24 protein-coding genes are annotated in these 16,838 nt (G+C 31.3%); 8 read left to right on the top strand and 16 right to left on the bottom strand.

The window, feature by feature from the left end; genetic code table 11:
- Positions 1 to 51: 51 nt before the first annotated feature.
- From CN946_RS07350 to CN946_RS07340, 3 genes are all read right to left on the bottom strand, one after another.
- Positions 52 to 462, bottom strand: a complete 411-nt coding sequence (locus tag CN946_RS07350; RefSeq protein WP_098860549.1) for a hypothetical protein — start codon at positions 460 to 462, stop codon at positions 52 to 54.
- A gap of 118 nt (positions 463 to 580) precedes the next feature.
- Positions 581 to 1,453: a protease HtpX gene (htpX, locus tag CN946_RS07345; RefSeq protein WP_098860548.1), complete on the bottom strand. Its 873-nt coding sequence runs from the start codon at positions 1,451 to 1,453 to the stop codon at positions 581 to 583.
- Positions 1,454 to 1,624: 171 nt separating this feature from the next.
- On the bottom strand, positions 1,625 to 1,807 hold the full coding sequence (locus tag CN946_RS07340; protein ID WP_098860547.1) for a hypothetical protein: 183 nt from the start codon (positions 1,805 to 1,807) through the stop codon (positions 1,625 to 1,627).
- A gap of 230 nt (positions 1,808 to 2,037) precedes the next feature.
- Between CN946_RS07340 and CN946_RS07335 the strand changes: the two genes are divergently transcribed.
- The gene (locus CN946_RS07335) at positions 2,038 to 2,796 is read left to right on the top strand and encodes a L,D-transpeptidase family protein (protein ID WP_286133855.1); all 759 of its coding nucleotides are present in this window, start codon (positions 2,038 to 2,040) and stop codon (positions 2,794 to 2,796) included.
- Positions 2,797 to 3,154: 358 nt separating this feature from the next.
- Here CN946_RS07335 and CN946_RS07330 read toward each other — a convergent pair whose 3' ends face one another.
- The 3 genes from CN946_RS07330 to CN946_RS07320 all read right to left on the bottom strand — a co-directional run bounded on the left by CN946_RS07330 (position 3,155) and on the right by CN946_RS07320 (position 4,591).
- Entirely contained in the window at positions 3,155 to 3,355 is a 201-nt protein-coding gene (locus CN946_RS07330; protein WP_098860546.1) for a hypothetical protein, read from the bottom strand.
- 120 nt (positions 3,356 to 3,475) lie between these two features.
- On the bottom strand, positions 3,476 to 3,844 hold the full coding sequence (locus tag CN946_RS07325) for a hypothetical protein (protein WP_141546876.1): 369 nt from the start codon (positions 3,842 to 3,844) through the stop codon (positions 3,476 to 3,478).
- A 213-nt stretch (positions 3,845 to 4,057) separates the two neighbouring features.
- Positions 4,058 to 4,591, bottom strand: a complete 534-nt coding sequence (locus CN946_RS07320) for a hypothetical protein (RefSeq protein ID WP_098860544.1) — start codon at positions 4,589 to 4,591, stop codon at positions 4,058 to 4,060.
- 114 nt (positions 4,592 to 4,705) lie between these two features.
- On the opposite strand from CN946_RS07320, the gene CN946_RS07315 reads away from it, so the two are divergent.
- From CN946_RS07315 to CN946_RS23665, 3 genes are all read left to right on the top strand, one after another.
- The gene (locus tag CN946_RS07315) at positions 4,706 to 5,908 is read left to right on the top strand and encodes a macrolide family glycosyltransferase (RefSeq protein WP_098860543.1); all 1,203 of its coding nucleotides are present in this window, start codon (positions 4,706 to 4,708) and stop codon (positions 5,906 to 5,908) included.
- A gap of 326 nt (positions 5,909 to 6,234) precedes the next feature.
- Positions 6,235 to 6,402: a hypothetical protein gene (locus tag CN946_RS07310; protein WP_176547243.1), complete on the top strand. Its 168-nt coding sequence runs from the start codon at positions 6,235 to 6,237 to the stop codon at positions 6,400 to 6,402.
- Complete coding sequence (locus CN946_RS23665) at positions 6,332 to 6,688, top strand: hypothetical protein (RefSeq protein ID WP_353616187.1); 357 nt, start codon at positions 6,332 to 6,334, stop codon at positions 6,686 to 6,688. The genes CN946_RS07310 and CN946_RS23665 overlap by 71 nt, the downstream gene beginning before the upstream one ends.
- Before the next feature lie 105 nt (positions 6,689 to 6,793).
- On the opposite strand, the gene CN946_RS07300 is transcribed toward CN946_RS23665, so the two are convergent.
- The 4 genes from CN946_RS07300 to CN946_RS07285 all read right to left on the bottom strand — a co-directional run bounded on the left by CN946_RS07300 (position 6,794) and on the right by CN946_RS07285 (position 9,750).
- A complete protein-coding gene (locus CN946_RS07300; protein ID WP_141546874.1) occupies positions 6,794 to 7,501 on the bottom strand; it encodes a DNA alkylation repair protein in 708 nt (235 codons plus the stop codon).
- Positions 7,502 to 7,609: 108 nt separating this feature from the next.
- A complete protein-coding gene (locus tag CN946_RS07295) occupies positions 7,610 to 8,203 on the bottom strand; it encodes a hypothetical protein (RefSeq protein WP_098860541.1) in 594 nt (197 codons plus the stop codon).
- A 152-nt stretch (positions 8,204 to 8,355) separates the two neighbouring features.
- Positions 8,356 to 8,784 (bottom strand): hypothetical protein, encoded by a 429-nt coding sequence (locus CN946_RS07290; protein ID WP_098860540.1) that lies wholly within the window; start codon positions 8,782 to 8,784, stop codon positions 8,356 to 8,358.
- A 258-nt stretch (positions 8,785 to 9,042) separates the two neighbouring features.
- On the bottom strand, positions 9,043 to 9,750 hold the full coding sequence (locus tag CN946_RS07285) for a hypothetical protein (RefSeq protein ID WP_098860539.1): 708 nt from the start codon (positions 9,748 to 9,750) through the stop codon (positions 9,043 to 9,045).
- A gap of 483 nt (positions 9,751 to 10,233) precedes the next feature.
- Here CN946_RS07285 and CN946_RS07280 point away from each other — a divergent pair, with 483 nt between their 5' ends.
- Entirely contained in the window at positions 10,234 to 10,416 is a 183-nt protein-coding gene (locus CN946_RS07280) for a hypothetical protein (protein WP_069034392.1), read from the top strand.
- A gap of 112 nt (positions 10,417 to 10,528) precedes the next feature.
- Here the strand turns inward: CN946_RS07280 and CN946_RS07275 are convergent, their stop codons facing one another.
- From CN946_RS07275 to CN946_RS07265, 3 genes are all read right to left on the bottom strand, one after another.
- Positions 10,529 to 11,311, bottom strand: a complete 783-nt coding sequence (locus tag CN946_RS07275; RefSeq protein ID WP_098860667.1) for a DUF817 domain-containing protein — start codon at positions 11,309 to 11,311, stop codon at positions 10,529 to 10,531.
- A gap of 78 nt (positions 11,312 to 11,389) precedes the next feature.
- Positions 11,390 to 11,608, bottom strand: coding sequence for a helix-turn-helix domain-containing protein (locus CN946_RS07270; RefSeq protein WP_098860538.1), 219 nt, complete (start codon positions 11,606 to 11,608; stop codon positions 11,390 to 11,392).
- Positions 11,609 to 11,618: 10 nt separating this feature from the next.
- Entirely contained in the window at positions 11,619 to 12,101 is a 483-nt protein-coding gene (locus CN946_RS07265; protein ID WP_098860537.1) for a DUF2975 domain-containing protein, read from the bottom strand.
- A gap of 350 nt (positions 12,102 to 12,451) precedes the next feature.
- On the opposite strand from CN946_RS07265, the gene CN946_RS07260 reads away from it, so the two are divergent.
- The 3 genes from CN946_RS07260 to CN946_RS07250 are packed head-to-tail and all read left to right on the top strand — an operon-like array spanning position 12,452 to position 13,798.
- On the top strand, positions 12,452 to 12,793 hold the full coding sequence (locus CN946_RS07260) for a PadR family transcriptional regulator (protein WP_098860536.1): 342 nt from the start codon (positions 12,452 to 12,454) through the stop codon (positions 12,791 to 12,793).
- Positions 12,786 to 13,268 carry a hypothetical protein gene (locus CN946_RS07255; RefSeq protein ID WP_098860535.1) on the top strand — a complete coding sequence of 161 codons (483 nt, stop codon included), beginning with the start codon at positions 12,786 to 12,788 and terminating at the stop codon, positions 13,266 to 13,268. The genes CN946_RS07260 and CN946_RS07255 overlap by 8 nt, the downstream gene beginning before the upstream one ends.
- A complete protein-coding gene (locus CN946_RS07250; protein WP_098860534.1) occupies positions 13,265 to 13,798 on the top strand; it encodes a permease in 534 nt (177 codons plus the stop codon). Before CN946_RS07255 ends, CN946_RS07250 begins: the two co-directional genes overlap by 4 nt.
- Before the next feature lie 252 nt (positions 13,799 to 14,050).
- On the opposite strand, the gene CN946_RS07245 is transcribed toward CN946_RS07250, so the two are convergent.
- The 3 genes from CN946_RS07245 to CN946_RS07235 all read right to left on the bottom strand — a co-directional run bounded on the left by CN946_RS07245 (position 14,051) and on the right by CN946_RS07235 (position 16,732).
- The gene (locus CN946_RS07245; protein ID WP_098860533.1) at positions 14,051 to 14,710 is read right to left on the bottom strand and encodes a serine/threonine-protein kinase; all 660 of its coding nucleotides are present in this window, start codon (positions 14,708 to 14,710) and stop codon (positions 14,051 to 14,053) included.
- 99 nt (positions 14,711 to 14,809) lie between these two features.
- Positions 14,810 to 15,280: a DUF4825 domain-containing protein gene (locus tag CN946_RS07240; protein ID WP_098860532.1), complete on the bottom strand. Its 471-nt coding sequence runs from the start codon at positions 15,278 to 15,280 to the stop codon at positions 14,810 to 14,812.
- Positions 15,281 to 15,436: 156 nt separating this feature from the next.
- A complete protein-coding gene (locus CN946_RS07235; RefSeq protein ID WP_098860531.1) occupies positions 15,437 to 16,732 on the bottom strand; it encodes an MFS transporter in 1,296 nt (431 codons plus the stop codon).
- Positions 16,733 to 16,838: the final 106 nt, after the last annotated feature.

The raw sequence follows: 16,838 nt of genomic DNA, 5'->3' as shown, positions 1-16,838 counted from the left end.
AATCAGATAGGTGTGTATTTAGCTTTCAACATTTATTTAGACTTCTAACACTTATTCATTTTCTATTCTCACCATTAATTTACCATCTTTATAAATTGTTAAGTAAACCGTGTCACCGACTTTCAAGGCAGGGTGAGAATTTTTATCTATTATTTCTTTATAAGTAAATCCGTATTTCTCAGAATCATCACAAACTATTTGATACTGATTTTTATTATTTGTTTTTGGAAGATCGATAACTTCACAAACATTAGTTTTTAAATTTGAATCTACGTTCATTAATTCTTCTTTATTAACAAGAGTAATTATTCTTTCTGATTTAGGAATTTTGATAATAATGGGATGTGCTTTAGCGTGATTAAAATTAATAATAGCAATAGATATGATAATTCCGAGGGTTATAACAAAGGTACCTAAAATTATTCCTGCTGTCTTCAATTTTTCAATTTTATCTCTCTCCAAATTAAAGTACACCTCATCTTTTTAGTATCTATATTCCCTAAAACTAAATGAAATCCTTCTTTCAATTTAATACAAAATAAAGCTTTTTACATCGTTAAATGTAAAAAGCCTTTAACTTTTATAATGATTTTAAACGTTCGATTCGTTTTTCTAATGGTGGATGCGTTGAGAATAATCTTGCGAATTTCTCTTTTCCGCTAATTTTAAAAGCTGCAATCGATTTTTGACGATCATCAACTAATCTTATATTTCGACTTAATGATTCTAAAGCATGAATCATGTTATCTTTTCCACCAAGTTCTGCTGCATACCTGTCTGCCTTAAACTCCCTATTTCTTGAATGCCAGAAAATAATTGGACTACTTAAAATACTAAATACAATCTCAAATACTACTGAACAAAGAAAATAAACTACATAAGATAACTCTTCTCTTACAAAATTAGAAACAATTTTTGCAACTAAACGGGAGAAGAAAATGACAAAAGTGTTAATGATACCTTGTAATAATGTTGTAGTAACCATATCCCCATTTTTTATATGGGCAATTTCGTGTGCTAGAACACCACTAATTGCTGGACGATCCATGGTCTCGATCATTCCACTAGAAACAGCTACTAAAGATCGCCTTTTACTAGGTCCTGTAGCAAAAGCATTAACTTCTACTGAATCATAAACGCCCACTTGTGGCATCTTCTTCAAACCAGCTTGTTTTGCTAAACGATAAGTCTCTTCTAATACAAAATTTAAACGATCAATTTGTGAAGAGCGAGGATCAATTAATTTTACACCCATTACCCATTTGGCCATTATACGAGAGAATAACAAAGAAATAATCGCTCCACTAAAACCTGCAATTACACTAAATGCAAGCAGTACCCAGTATCCTCCATTACCAATATAACGTGGTACACCTAATAATGTTGTAATCGTTGTAATTGTAATTAACACTAAAATATTAACAAAAATAAAGAAAGAAATACGTTTAAACAAAATCGTTCCTCCCTAACTAAATACTTGAAAGACTATTATATTTAACTTTTATTCTTAAATATAGAGCCTAATTTCTTATACAATCCAAGAACACAATAAATTTCTTAAACTTATATTCATTCTACTATAAAACTCGAATTTTGTTATATTAGATTTCTCAAATTTTATGACTTATGAAAGTTCGCTAGATTTTCTCCAAATTAAAGTAAAGAATAGGATTAAGATCCCTACTGAAAATCCAAGAATTTGATCTATTAAAAACTCACCAGTTTTTATTAAATGAAGAATAAAAGTCCCACCAAAAATAATGATGATTAGTAAAGATAGTTGGAGCATATAATGATTAATTTTCATCTTTTCACCTCCACTACTTTAAATATACCATTCCCCTTTTCGAGCCAATAGTACCACATTTCATTTTTACGTCCAAATCATACAAACCAAAAGAACTATGAAAATTCATTACAAATGTCATCTTCTTTAGTTATTTTAAGCATATTTGAAAAAAATGACAAATGGACAACTTCTACAATCATAGGATTAATTGATTAAGACTTTTAGAATATGATTCGGGAGGGACGGTATTGATCAGAAAATGGCTTGCTGTTTTAATTTTAACCTGTCTTATGTTTGTGGGTATTGGTATTAAACCTAGCCAGGCAGCTACATCTCAATTCATTATAATTAATAAATCAACAAATCAACTAGCTTATTATGAAAATGGTAAACTCTACAAAGTTTTTAAAGTTGCCACTGGTAAAAGTCCAACTCTAACGCCAGAAGGAAAGTTTAAAATTGTAAATAAGATTGTGAATAGACCTTACTATACAGGTCACATTCCTGGCGGAGATCCAAGAAATCCACTCGGAAACCGTTGGCTTGGATTAAATGCTCGTGGTACATGGGGAACTACATATGCCATCCACGGTAACAATAATCCAAGTTCGATTGGAAAATACGTCAGTCACGGCTGTGTTAGAATGTATGATAATGAAGTAGAATGGCTTTTTGATAGAGTAAAATTGAGCACACCTGTAGTCATTACAACTTCAAGTAAATCATTTGACTCAATTGCAAATTCAAATGGATACAAAGTAACAAGTAGTAATGGTGGTTCAAATGCTGTTATCCCAAGTGGAACTGTATTAAAAAAGGGAAATCGTGGAACTACAGTTAAGAAGCTTCAACAAAAGCTTACAACACTAGGCTATAGTACAAAAGGTATCGATGGTATCTTTGGAAACAATACAGACCAAGCCGTGCGCAAATTTCAAAAAGACCGGCATTTAAAAGTAGATGGAATTGTAGGACCTGCAACGATTAAAGCGCTTGGCGGTTTATAAGTTCGACTTTTAATAGAGGATCTTCCTCTATTTTTTTATTTCTAGTAATCTTTTTGTGCTAAAACCTAAACACTAAATCTTAGCTTTATTTATTTTTAGCTAATTTACAATATGTACCATTAGCTCCAACTAATTTTGTTGATTCATTTTTGATGTAGAAGAAGCTAAACTTTTCGATATAATTGCTCTGTTCTCTTTAATATTAAAAGCCCTCTATAAATTGAACAAAACTAGGTAAAATTTGAATAAGTGCTAATATAAGATTTTATTAATTCTCTATATGTAAAAATTTATTAACGATTATTCGAGTGTAAAATTTCCATATTAAAAAGACTACCTAAGCAGCCTTTCGTTGTAGTTATACACTATTTTTTTCATCTTCATATTCAATCTTAAAATAATTCACAACTCGACTATAAAATGGATATATAATTCCAATTACAATAAGAAACCAACCTATATTTGTGAGATATCTTGGACCAGAAAAATTAGAAAAGTAGGTTAATGTTACAATTAATAATCCAAACAAAATATACAAAGCAGAAATCAATTGTTTCATTATTATCTCCTTTTGCATTTTTATTATTTAATTTAAATTCAATAATGAACTCACAATTTCCTTTAACTTTTTTTGAACTCACTTGTCCAAGTAGTTTAAAAGTAGTTTTTTTAAAATAAACTATTCACTTGCCAAAATTAATTTTCTTGTTTTGCTATTATATATTTTGTAACTTACTTCAAAATTATGATCTTTTGTAACTGTCACCTTACAATAATATGGAACTAATCTCCCATAAGCATCCAGATTAGGAATATCTCTGAAAGTAAATATTTCATTTGTATCTTGCATATCAAAATCGGCTTCAGAAGTACGGCTTGAACTATCAATTTCTATAACACATCTTCCGCTTACGACATCATATTGTTTAAATACAACATATTTAAGACTTGGAAGAGTAAACGCTAAAAGTAAAACACCAAGTAATAAACAGCCAATACTTTTACTGATCTTTACTAACGAGTATACTCGATCAATAAACATTGGCATAAATATAAAAACTGCTCCTAAAATCAAAAACAATCCTACTATGAGCATAGAATAATATGTAAACATTTTTTCACTTCCTATAAAAATAAAACTATAAACTATCTATTATTTTGGAAATCCTTTTTCATATACTCCAACCAATTTAAATTTTTTAAATTAATTATTTAATAGAAGGCGGCATTTGATATACAAAAATTAATAGATAATCTATCTTTATTCTCGATTATCAAAATCTAGTAATTTTATACAATTTCTTTCTTCATCATCTATATTCATTGAGGTGATATCTTCTATCTTGAATATTGATTCTCCATCGTATTCACCATATTGGTTTATGACCGATAAAACGAGGATATCATCTACTTTACATTTAATGATACCTTGCACGTTAGCACTTTCCAATAATTCTACTAAAATTAAAAATTTATTTTGATAAGCAATATCAAGAATACCTTCCATTAAATTTTTATTTTCCATTTCAAGCTTTATATGGGTTTGTTTCTTAGTTAAATATAGTTTTTTTATTTTTCGTAGATAGCGAGAATCTACATTAATTTGAAAAATAGTGTCTGTTTTCATTAATGAATAGCCATCGTACATTCCATTTGGAGTAATATTAGCTAAAATTACATAGTCATCTGATACATAAAGAACCTTTGCAACAGCACATACATCAACATCCCCTAAATCATTATAAATTTCAACGAGTTCTTCTGTATTTGTTAAATTAATTAATTGTTCCTTCACTCAAAATCACCTCCAATATTTTCATTTTTTACTTTAACATTATACAATGTTATTTAGTTAAGCTTATTCATTTTTCTTTTAAATAGTAATAAATTGAACCGAGGAGTGTTTGGAATGGCACGTGTTTTATTTATAAATGGAGGCTCAGAAGGGCATATCAATCCTACTATTGCAGTTGTAGAAGAGCTTATTTCACGAGGTGAAGAGGTTGTCTACTTTTCGATAGAGTCTTTTCGAGAACGAATTGAAAAGACTAGAGCTACAATGCGGACAATTGATGAACAAAAATTTATTAAAGCCTTTCTCTCAGGTGGTCGAACTCATTTACTAGAAAGAATCAATGGTCTATTACATACAGCAGAAATCGTAATACCTAGTGTTCTTGAACAGATTAAAGGAGAGCATTTCGATTACATCATACACGATTCAATGTTTGGTTGTGGACGTTTAATTGCTCAAATTCTTAATCTTCCCGCAATCAGTTCTTGTACTTCTTTTGCAGAGACAAAAGAAACATTCGATAAAATGTTGGAAAAGCAGTCAAAGAATATTCCTGAAGAGATAATTAAACCGATTAATGATGAATTTAAGAAACTGTCATTAAATATTAAGAAAAAATATGGTGTAGAGATCAATTCATATTTTGAAGTTTTTTGTAATCCTGCCCCATTAACAATCGTATATACAACTAGAGCCTTTCAACCTGATGGGGAAGCCTTTAATCATTTATACAAATTTGTCGGCCCATCTATCGGTTCACGAATACAACAGGATCCTTTTGACCTTTCTACCATTAAAAGTAAAAATCCTATATATATTTCTCTGGGAACTGTTTTTAACCGCTCAATTGATTTTTATAAGTTATGTTTTGAAGCATTTGGAAATAGTGAACACTCAGTCGTAATGTCGATTGGTAAACATACCAATCTAGATGATTTAGGGGGTATTCCTTCAAACTTTATTGTGAAACAATATGTTCCACAGACCGAAGTACTAAAATATACTAAATTATTTATAACTCATGGTGGAATGAATAGTACAAGTGAGGGTCTCTATTATGGTGTTCCATTAATCGTAATCCCACAGAATGCTGATCAGCCAATGATTGCAGAGCAAATAGCCAAGATTGGTGCAGGTTTGCAATTACAATCACAAAATTTAACACAAATACAACTACGTGAAGCCGCGGAAAATGTGTTAAATAATAACTCGTCTTACAAAAAAGCAATCGACAGCATAAAGAAATCTTTTCGAGAAGCGGGAGGCTATCATCAAGCTGTTAATGAGATCTTCCAATTTTATAAAAATTCTAAGTAACACCTTTTCATCTTCCTATTCCTTTCTTTACTAGTCTTCTAAAGAGTAAAATGAGAGCCGATGTTCGGCTCTCATTTTTATTCAACTATAGAAATAGATACGATTTCTAACCAATAATAGACTGACACTGACATTCTATTATTTAGAAATAATTCTAAAATAACCGATTTAATTTTATACAAATGGGGAATGTATAACTAGTATTGAATAAAATTAAGGAGACCTTTAATGGATAATAAACATTCGATAAAGCAGCCAGTACTTGACAAAAAAAGGCTAATCTTGAAAAAGGAAAAACATCTAAACTTTCTTGGTGGCAGATTTCTTTGATCGGAATTGGTTCGATCATTGGGGCTGGATTCTTTTTAGGTACTGGTTTATCGATCCAAATAGCAGGTCCAGCAATATTGCTCAATTATATTATTGGAGGAATCACTTCCTTTTTTGTATTTTTCTTTAATATTTTCTTTTATTCTACCAGGAAAAATATATGAATATATAACAACTGCAGCAGGCGTTATGATGATTTTAAATTGGACAACAATCTTATCCTCACAAATTAAACTAAGAAAAGAAAGAGATAAAAATGATCATTTTAAAATGTTCGGTTACCCCTTCACTTCTTACTTAGGCATTTTATTAATACTAGTGGGGGTCTCAGGTGGATTAGTTCACGCAACTCAAAGAATGGGAGTCTTTATTAGTTTAGGTTTAATTCTCATTATCTTTTTAAGCTACTTTTTTATTTTCAAAAATAGAAAAAAGTCATATCAATATTAAAGAAAAAGCTGAATCAAAATAATGATTCAGCTTTTTCTATTAACAATTTAAAAAAATGATACCCATTACACCTATATCATCAATTAAAAAAACGAATGTTATACTTTAACACCTTACATGTTTACGCTTAAATCCTAATATACCTTTATCTAAATCTTTTTGAATTTTTTCAGAGCAAAGTAAAATGGTGCTTTTTTTCTTGTCCTTTTTCATTTCGACTGGTCCAATGGCTTTTGCAGTTTCAACCGCTTTTTCATGTTGAGGTAAATATGAAATGGCTACTGTATAAATAAAATTATTCATTGCAGATTTTGTTCGTTCAGGAGATTCATGGATTGTCTCTTTCACCTGGTCAAGCAGATTTGAAATTTTGTTTGCGTCAAATTCAGTATCCGAGCGATTCCCCAAAAGCCAACAGTAACAGCTCCAACCAGCTGACATTTTAAGTTCGTCTCCGCTAGCAATCCATTTATCGGCTACCTCTTGCGCAATATCAGCTTCAGCTAAAGTAACAGCAACTACATAGTCTGAAAGCATATAGAAATAAGCTCCATCAATCCAATTTTCAAAGTCTTCTTCAGTCATTTTCAAAGGCTCTGCAATTATCCCCGCAAAATACATCGCATCGTAATTTCCTGTTGCATATAATTGATTCGCTAATTGCTGATCCATTTTAATTTTCTTAGCAATCGGCTTCATTGCCCCAGTTGCCACTCCAAATAGTGGCTCATGTGCCCCGTTACTTATGTATGTCTTTTTTGTCCGTTCCTTACCTAGTGCTTCTAGCTCCTGCATAACCGTTTCCAATTCCACCGTTTTACACTTCCTTTCTTCACATTCCCACTACATTGTTTCCTTTTATCCAAATTTTTTTTCAAGGACATAATCAAATTAACAGTTCAATAGTAAGGTGTTGTTGTTTTATAATGATACAAATTTATATCCTTTAAGTAAGTTATTTAACTTCTTTACTTGTTCTTTAGAATAAATACCAACTAAACAATCTTGTCCTCCTAAATCTAGAATATAAACTCTCTTGTCCGTATTTTTTATTTCTAATAAGTCATTAAACTTGACAATAATTTTCTCATCGATCCAGTCATCATTTACTTCTAACTTCCAACAATAATCTTTTTCATCTAAAGTAAATGAAATTGATGCCGTTTGATTTTCAACATCTACAAAATCTTTAATATTTTTAAGATTTAAATAATCTTTTGATAAGTCTTTAATTCTTTCTGCAATTCGAACATAATCTCCTGTGTCCTCAATACATTCCGTGTCCAAATGCCATATTTCATTTGAACAGTTAATATAATTTTCGTTTAGCTCCATTTCACTTCCTAATTCGATAAGTAATAGTAGGTAAGGTTCTCTTTCAAATTCCTCTTTACTATACTCAGCAAGAATTAATTCTTCATTTAAATTTGGATTTAATTCTATACCAATCTTTTGCAATTCACATAATTGTTCACTGAAGCTTACCTTCTTTTTAGATTTAAAGAAACGAAACATTCAATCACCAACTTAAAGTTTAAATAATAAGCTTGCTTTTTATAATATTATATCATTTCTTCCACTACTAAATCTCCAACCAATTCTCCCTTTTAACATCAAAAAAAAATAAGTTGCCATGACAACTCATTTACTAAAACATCATTTAATCATTACAACTCTATATAATTTATGATATTTTTTATTGATTTGGCATTCTCAATACCAACGCTTCTATATCCGTTAAATCCATTAATTTTTATGATTGCACCACTTTTTGTGAACCAAAGTAATGAACTATATTCAACTGTTTCATCTATTGGACTTCTGAATGATAACTGAATATCATATTTAGCTAAATCAACAATTGGTTTTTCTACTTTTTTACTAAATAAAAATATTTCTTCTAATTGATTTAATTTTGCTTGTTTTTCTACTTTTACTGGTTTACATTTGATTATATTTTCCCCAAATTTTGTGTAGTTGTAACCAATCAATATTTCATTTTTTGTTTTGGTATACTTCATTTTTTCAAAATAAAATCCACCTAAGCATAAAGCTAGGATTGCTAGGCATATCAAAAATATATATGGCTTTCTCAATTATAGCCCCTCCGTAAAAAAGATCCGCTTTCTAATATGATATAACCATATTTTACCATTTTTAAAGGTAGTTTAATATAAAAAATGTTCTAGTTTCATCTATCTTTCACATATTTTACTAGTTGGTTTTCGATGACTAGATTTCGGTCGGATTTCACATAATTGATTTGAGTTTTGTCCTATGTAGTTAGATTAAGCAAAAACTCGCTAAAAATAATTAGCGAGTTAATTTTTGTTATTTAGAAATGGTTTAAAACACTACTTTGGTATAAATTCCCCAATCTCATTTGACAAAATTGAAGTATCCCACGGATACCAGTAGTAGTTAGCTCCGTCAAATTCAATCGTATACTTATAAGCGATTGGTTCATTTGTATACAGTACAATTTCATAGCGAGTAGAATCTGTATGATCATTGTTTGGTTGAAAATTTGAATCTTCCTTACTATTCTTTAAGATAGCTAGAAAGTTAACTATTTTTTCTTTGTCTTTAATCTCAGATATCTTTTTCGCGCCAGGTGAAAAAGATTGGTAGATTTCAATCAGATCTACTTTTTCGATTGGTACATCTTTAAAATACCACTTATAATCAGTTGTTCCTTTTGCAAAATAGATTCTATATCCATTTATTGCCGTTTTTTCTTTTAAGGCAATTAATTCAGGATTACCCTTGATTGAATAAATGGCCGTTCCTTTCTCATGGAATGCTGCATCTCCATCTTTTATTTTATAATTGGGATTTGTAACATGATCTGCTACCCTGAATTTAACTTCCCCTACTTTTTCATCAATGAATTCTTCATTAGCTAAAATCCCTGATTGTATGCCATTGTACTCAACCCCATTAACTCTAACAAAGTCTACCCAATCTATAATTGATTGGCTTTCTGAAGGGGTGAAACGACAAGCGACAAGTAGTAAAGGCAATATGATAAACGATAGCTTGAACAGACTAATCCTTTTCATTAAAACCTCCTTAAAAATAGTCTTTTTTAATAGTATTCAATTTCTTTAATGAAATGCCCTTCATAGATTCAGCCATAAGTGTTATTCCTACTAACGACGGGAAATCCTAAATAAAGATTCCACGTTTGGAAAGATACATATGTTTATGCCTTGAACTCAATTATTCTTCACTCCTATTATGATTAATCTCTATTAATAGATGAAAGAGATTAATATGTGAAACGGCGATTAGATTAAAAAGTGGTTAAATGATCGGAATGAAATAGTTTTGACTACCATCTATGTAAAAAGAACTTGAAAACTAAATCTATTAAAAGATTAAATAGTATCCTAAACGCCTTACTCCTCTTAATTTTCCTAAGTGTATTCATATGAACAATTCCTTATTTTCCGTGACAAAAGCACATTTTTTATAAAAGGCTGTCTTTGAAAGCACTTACATTCTACTTGCACATAAAATATATTGAATGGAGGGATGAATGAATGGAAAGAATTTTTTTAATGTTAGCTAGTATTATTGCTGGTTTTGCTTTAATCAAAATGCCTTTAGCAGGCACATTCTTATCAAGTGTAGAGCCATTAACAGATTTAATTGGTATTTTAGCTATTTTAATTTTCTCCCTTTTCCTAATATACAAAGGGTTTATGAATCTTATCGGTAAGTAGGCAGTATATTAGGTTCAGGCATCTTATTAAAATACACTAACGATACAAATTATTAAATAAACCTGTATCTGATTACTAGTTAATCTTAGATACAGGTTATTTTTTTACTTTTTTAGTGTTCTTTCCTTTTAATTGAATTATTTCCTTTAACTCGCTTTAAGGTAGCGACAATCAGAAAGCTTACAATTACTAATAAGAGCCATGAACTTACTTTACCTAGATGAACTAAACTCCATGCAACCGACTGATTAGGATATTGCCATGCACCAAAAAACGTTGCAATATTTTCGGCTATCCATATAAAAAATCCGATTAGTACGAAAGAAAGTGCGATTGGCATACGGTACCTGTTCCCATGAATTTCATAAGTGACCCAAGATTTCCAAAAAACAATTATGACAAGCCCTGATAACCACCAACGAACGTCCATCCAAAAATGGTGAGTAAAGAAATTCAAATAAATTGCTGCTGCAAGTGAAGCAACTACAAAAAAGGGAGGCCAATTAATTAGTTCAACATTCAACCTTCTCCACGCTTGACATAAATAACTGGCAACACTTGCGTACATAAATCCACTATATAGTGGCACTCCAAATAGCTTTGAGTATCCTTCCCCAGGATATGCCCAAGAGCCCATATGTACCTTAAAAAGTTCAAGTGCAAGGCCAATTAGGTGAAACAGTGTAATGACCTTTAATTCATCCAATGTTTCAAGCTTAGTACGCACCATCAGCCACTGCATCAATATACAGATTAGTAGTAGCCAATCATATCTTGGAAGAAATGGAAGTGGCACAATTTTAGTAAAAGCTAAAGAGGCAAAAATCACAACAGGAAAAATACATGATAAAGCCTGCTCAAAACCAAATCGAACAAGTTGTTTTACCGCTCTTATAAAATGTGACTCAGCCTTTTGAAGTATTAAATTCACAATTAGCTCTCCTTCTTAATTTTTAATATCAATCTCAACTATCTACTTGTTATCTTCATCAATTTGGTACTCTAAAATATCTCCAGGTTGACAGTCTAAGGCCTTACAAATCGCTTCTAATGTTGCAAAACGAATCGCTTTTGCCTTACCGTTTTTCAATATAGAAAGATTCGCCATCGTAATCCCAACCTTTTCCGAAAGCTCGGTTACACTCATTTTCCTTTTCGCCAACATCACGTCAATATTGATAATAATTGCCATGTTCTTCACCTCAGACCGTTAAATCATTTTCTGATTTTATATCAATCGCTTCTTTCAAAAGCCTTTCGAGTACGGCTGCAAAGACTGCAATTACCATTGAAGCAAAAATCAAGACCATGCCAATAACGATAATTCCTGGAGCGTCATCCATATCAGCAATTAAATAAAAAAGCGGCAATCCTAGTACATACAAAACACTGATTGCGATTGCACTGAATTTTATTTTCTTTAAAGCGTTAACCGATAATTCCGAGAAAGCTTTGTTTTTATCAATGTAGCTTAAAAGTTTAAAAGCTTGATAAAGAGCAAAATAGAAAGGAATAGCTGCAGCATATAGATCTATAAAAATGAAATATTTCATTAAAGCAATATTCGGATACAGCTCAGCAGCAAATTCTGCAATCTTTGGAACCACAAATATACACAATGTAAGAACTGGCAACCCAATAAGAATCACTACCATTTTTAAAAAGAGAGTTGACCCCCGTTTCATAAAAGCACCTCACTAAATTATTTTCAATTTGAATTTAACATATTATTTATCGTTTTACAATAAATTATTGTTGTTTTTTATTATATTATTATTATTGTTATAAAAACATTTTCACATTTTATGAATAGTAAAAAAGCATTTTCAACTAAAGAAATTCTTATATAAAACCTATATTCTCCAACCCATCTCAACCTCTGAAAGAGAAAAATTTTATAATCTAAGAGTTGAAATATCTTTATAGATTAATTATACTGTTAGTAACATTTTACTGTTACTAACAGTATACTGTTGTTAACAGTTAAAATTAGATGATGTTAGGAAGATATTCGAATTAAGGAGGTTAACTAATTATGAAACATACAGGCCGACATACTGGTGCATTTCTTTTATTGTTTTTAACAGAGGGGGATAGTTATGGAGGGAAGCTTTTGCAGAAGTGTGAGGAAGAACTACCAATCAATCCAATAGACAGTTCCATATTATATCGCACTCTAAAGCAATTAGAGACTGAAGGTGCTGTTGAGTCTTATTTAGGTACATCCGAACAAGACAAACCAATTAAGATGTATAAAATTACTGAAGTTGGAATAGAAAAATTGGAAGAATTTCAAATAAACATTGAAGAAAAGCTTAAGAATTTAACATTTTTCTTGCGCAGATACAATGTATGGAAGGTGAAGAATCATGATTAATGCTTCGATCCTATACAGTTTAGCAATAATCCTTACTATAATTTCTTTTATAAAAGATCGAAAAAAAACGAAAGAAGCTCTATTAAAATCATGGAAAATGTTTTGTAATATTTTTCCTGAAATTTTAACGATTATGTTTTTTGTAGGACTATCCCTATCCTTATTAACACCTACACTCATTTCATCAATTATTGGGGAACACTCTGGAATAAAAGGAATAATACTATCTACATTAATTGGTTCTGTTGGACTAATTCCAAGTTTTATCGTTTTTCCTCTTGGAGAAACATTAGTCCAAAATGGTGCTGGCCTCCCACAAGTAGCAGTGTTAATGTCAACATTAATGTCAGTAGGAATTATTACGTTACCTATGGAACAAAAATTATTTGGAAGAAGTTTTGCATATGCACGTAATGCAAGTGGACTTTTAATGTCTCTTTTCTTTGCATATATTATTTGGTTGGTGATGGTATGAGTCAATTAAAAAAATATCGCTTCTTTTTTATTTTATTAGTAGTGTTCATCGTTCTAACATTAATAAACCACTCCCTTGGAATGAAAGCATTTCAATTAACTGGAAATAGTATATTAAATATGTTATTTCTCCTCCCACCTGTTTTAATTTTTGTTGGCTTACTTGATAAATGGGTTGAGAAAGAAAATCTTATTAAATATATGGGAGATAAATCTGGTATTTACGGTGTTTTGTTTGCTCTCTTACTCGGTGGTATTGCAGCTGGTCCTCTATACCTAGCTTTTCCGATCGCGGTACTTTTACTGAAAAAAGGAGCAAGTATTCGCTATGTTGTTTTCTTTTTAGGAGTTTGGACAACGGCTAAACTACCTGTCGTTATCTATGAATTTGATTCATTTGGTATTAAATTTACACTTATCCATTTATGTTTTGGCTTAGTCTTTTACTATTTAATGGGAATCATTTTTGAGAAGTTTTATAATCGTAAACAATTGTTACATTATGAAGAGCACCATGATATTTCTAAATAGTTATATACTACGAATAAATGAAAACAGTCATTATTTTAATTAGGTCTTAGTGAAAAAAAGAGTACAAAATGAAGAGCGAATTTATACTCAACATTAATAAACTAAATGTATAACTGCAAACTCAAGAAGACTAGCCCGTATGCTAGTCTTCTTAAAATATAAACCGCTATTTCTTGTTTAGTATCCATTGCAGTCATATGAAATGTTCAATTATATAACCTATTAAACTAACATTTCCCAACGTAATCTATCTTAAAACTTTCTCTTCAATTTTTTGTAAAATCTGTATGAGTGTCTAGTAAAATCTAGGAATTTCAACGGGATTTTAATAGGTACTTTATACAAAGTTTTTTTATATAGTTTATAGTAAGCTTTGACTAAATCTTCCCACTTTTCATCCTTTCCTTTTTTGTAAAAGTCAGATATATCTACAACGTATCCCCTACCATCTTTCATCATCACATTTTTCCCGTGAACGTCGTATGGATTTAACCCACGACTTATCGCATACTTAAGCGCAATATTTACATCTTTAATCACACTCTCAGGTATTCGATCACCATTTGCAAGGGCGTTGTATAGGGTAATTCCATTTAATCTTTTTAATACTAGATATTTTTCACCGAATTGGATCAATTTCGAATAAGCTGGATGCTCTCCTAATTGTTTATAGACTTGAACTTCTTTTTCTAAACCATCTAGATCTTTTCCATAAACTTTAACAACCACATTTGGTTCGGAATGATGTATAAAAACGGCAGCATAATTACCTGAGCCAATGCATTTCCAGCCTTTAGGTATATTCTTAACTACTATTGGGTCATTTGGCCGTTCACTCTTGAGGTTTACATTCGGAATTAATTCATTTTCAATTAGAATCATAAAATCAGATTGATTTGTTAAAATAGACATGCATTTACCCCTTTATAACTGTTTACTATTATTTCTCAATCTATTAGCCTATTAGAATTTACCAATCCCTTTAATAATAGCTAACAATAATAAAAGATTTTATTTCTTAAATAACTGATTTACTTTGTTTTTATCTTTTAAATTAGTGTGGATTAGTTCCTCTAGGTCCTTTTCATTCGTATAAGAACTTAAATCTTTTCCATACCATTCATTAAATTGTTGTCTTGTCACAGTATATTTTTGATCAGCAAAATCAAAAACAATCCATTCCACATTTTTGATCAATACAAATAAGTAAGTTCCATTATTTATTACGATATTTTTAGTATTAGCCGGTAAATTCTTATAAACAATCGTCATACCATAAGGCTTCTTTTTTGTTTGGAGGGACATTTTGGTGAATTCATTATGATTTGGTAATTGTTTTATAATACTTCCTACAGCACTGTTATTACCGACATAAGAATTTTTATAATGAAAAATATCCTTATTTGTGTTTTTGTTAAAGAAACAGCTGGTTAAACTGATTAATAATATTAATAGTATGAAATAACCTAAAATTTTTTTCATATTTCCCCCTTTGCTCTTTTTAATTGTGTACAAGTTCAATTCGTGAGCACGATAAACATACGATTTTAATAAGAAATATATTAAACTTCATAACAAGCGTGCAAATTGTGAAATAGGAGCTGATTAATCAGCTCCTATTTCATCTTAAATTTCATTTTACATATGAAGACCTTGTTCACGTTCTTTCTTTCCACCACGTGACCAAATCACGACTGGTATAAGGATTAAGGATAAGATTCCTCCAGCTAATGATAATGTTGCATAACTTGAATTAGCAACAATCATACCAGACAATGCGCCTCCTGATGCCCCTGCTAGTGCGATAAATACATCCACAGTACCTTGGGTTTTGGCGCGTGTAGTAGAATCTGTTGAATCAACGATTTGAGCAGTCCCACTGATTAGTCCAAAATTCCATCCTAATCCTAGTAACGAAAGAGCAACTATAAGGAGAATCATCGAATCACTTGGTGCTGATGCGGCTAATACTCCTGCTAGTAATAAAGTGGCTCCAGATGCAATTGACATAGCTGTTCGCCCTATTTTATCTACAAGAATACCTGTAATGAGTGAAGGAAGATACATTGAGCCAATATGGAACGCAATTACAATACCTACTTCGTTTAGTCCATGACCGTGATGTTTCATGTGAATAGGTGTCATTGTCATAATAGCAACCATAACAATTTGTGTCAGTACCATTGTCGTTGCCCCTACAGCAATACCCCTCTTTGCTTTCATATTCTCAATATGTGTGGAATGAACTACATCCACTTTTTGTGTTTTATTTGACTCGATTATTTTTGCTAAAATCAACGGGTCTGGATTAAGCATTATGAAAAGAAATAGGCCGGCCAAAATAAAAGCTGTTGCAGATAAAATGAATGGACCTGCAAGTGCTGGCACGCCAATGGAGACTGCAAATTTTCCCATTGGACCTACTAGGTTAGGACCTGCAACAGCACCAAATGTTGTGGAAACCATTGCAATACTAATCGCTTTTGCACGCTGTTTATTATTTGCTAAATCAGTTCCTGCATATCTAGCTTGCAAATTGGTTGCTGTTCCTGCACCGTAAATCAAGAGTGATGCAAATAAAAGGATAATACTGTTTGTCATTGCCGCAATTACTACACCGATTGCTCCAAGTCCACCTGTAAAAAATCCTGCAGCAAGCCCGATTCGTCGACCAAATCTTTGAGAAAGCCTACCAACAATTAATGCCGCTCCTGCTGAACCTAATGTAAAAAGGGATGCCGGAAGACCAGTAAAAGCATCTGTCCCAAGCATTTGTTGAGCTAATAATGCACCGACTGTAACTCCGGCAGCTAATCCCGCTCCACCAAAAATTTGCGAAATGCTAACCATCAATAGTGTCCGTTTATATAGCATCTTTTGTTTTTCCTCTGAATTCACATAATCCATTGCAAAATTATGCGCTCGATTATTCATTTAAACACCGTTGCCAAAAACTTATAAAAATCAATAAGAACGATTATTTTTATAGATTTCGTTTATTTCCCTTTTCCACGTGTCCGATTTTGCCTAGTTAGGCTAC

This window comes from Bacillus sp. AFS053548 (assembly GCF_002575105.1).
GTDB lineage: Bacteria > Bacillota > Bacilli > Bacillales > Bacillaceae_G > Gottfriedia.
This window is presented reverse-complemented; position numbering and strand designations above follow the sequence as displayed.

Coding starts and splice junctions, on each gene's coding strand:
- CN946_RS07280 (WP_069034392.1), top strand. CDS start 10,234: ATGGAAAGAATTTTTTTAATGTTAGCTAGTATTATTGCTGGTTTTGCT.
- CN946_RS07270 (WP_098860538.1), bottom strand. CDS start 11,608: ATGGCAATTATTATCAATATTGACGTGATGTTGGCGAAAAGGAAAATG.
- CN946_RS07340 (WP_098860547.1), bottom strand. CDS start 1,807: ATGAAAATTAATCATTATATGCTCCAACTATCTTTACTAATCATCATT.
- CN946_RS07255 (WP_098860535.1), top strand. CDS start 12,786: ATGATTAATGCTTCGATCCTATACAGTTTAGCAATAATCCTTACTATA.
- CN946_RS07285 (WP_098860539.1), bottom strand. CDS start 9,750: ATGAAAAGGATTAGTCTGTTCAAGCTATCGTTTATCATATTGCCTTTA.
- CN946_RS07245 (WP_098860533.1), bottom strand. CDS start 14,710: ATGTCTATTTTAACAAATCAATCTGATTTTATGATTCTAATTGAAAAT.
- CN946_RS07295 (WP_098860541.1), bottom strand. CDS start 8,203: ATGTTTCGTTTCTTTAAATCTAAAAAGAAGGTAAGCTTCAGTGAACAA.
- CN946_RS07330 (WP_098860546.1), bottom strand. CDS start 3,355: ATGAAACAATTGATTTCTGCTTTGTATATTTTGTTTGGATTATTAATT.
- CN946_RS07315 (WP_098860543.1), top strand. CDS start 4,706: ATGGCACGTGTTTTATTTATAAATGGAGGCTCAGAAGGGCATATCAAT.
- CN946_RS07235 (WP_098860531.1), bottom strand. CDS start 16,732: ATGAATAATCGAGCGCATAATTTTGCAATGGATTATGTGAATTCAGAG.
- CN946_RS07250 (WP_098860534.1), top strand. CDS start 13,265: ATGAGTCAATTAAAAAAATATCGCTTCTTTTTTATTTTATTAGTAGTG.
- CN946_RS07260 (WP_098860536.1), top strand. CDS start 12,452: ATGAAACATACAGGCCGACATACTGGTGCATTTCTTTTATTGTTTTTA.
- CN946_RS07265 (WP_098860537.1), bottom strand. CDS start 12,101: ATGAAACGGGGGTCAACTCTCTTTTTAAAAATGGTAGTGATTCTTATT.
- CN946_RS07325 (WP_141546876.1), bottom strand. CDS start 3,844: ATGCCAATGTTTATTGATCGAGTATACTCGTTAGTAAAGATCAGTAAA.
- CN946_RS07240 (WP_098860532.1), bottom strand. CDS start 15,280: ATGAAAAAAATTTTAGGTTATTTCATACTATTAATATTATTAATCAGT.